The organism is Nocardioides malaquae, assembly GCF_015070385.1.
Lineage (GTDB): Bacteria > Actinomycetota > Actinomycetes > Propionibacteriales > Nocardioidaceae > Nocardioides > Nocardioides malaquae.
The window spans coordinates 1-271 of the sequence record NZ_JADCSA010000406.1 but is presented as its reverse complement, the minus strand read 5'-3'; the positions used below and the strand labels follow the sequence as shown (position 1 = coordinate 271).

Annotated in this window: 1 protein-coding gene; it reads left to right on the top strand. The window is 54.6% G+C overall.

Annotated elements, in window-relative coordinates:
• Window positions 1-271, top strand: a 271-nt coding sequence (locus IEQ44_RS15875) for an AAA family ATPase (protein ID WP_193639420.1), incomplete at both ends; no start/stop codon positions are given.

The following is a 271-nucleotide window of genomic DNA, read 5'->3' as shown; positions in this document are numbered from 1 at the left end:
GCCAGCCTGACTGAAAGTATTGCTGTTGTATGTGGCAATCCTGGTGTGGGCAAAACCGAAGCGGCCCGTGAATATCGCCGCACCAATAACAATGTCTGGATGATCACCATTACGCCATCCTGTGCCAGCGTTCTGGAATGTCTTACTGAACTGGCGTTTGAGCTGGGAATGAATGACGCACCACGCCGTAAAGGGCCGCTCTCCCGCGCCCTGCGACGTCGCCTTGAAGGTACACAGGGGCTGGTTATCATCGACGAAGCTGATCATCTTG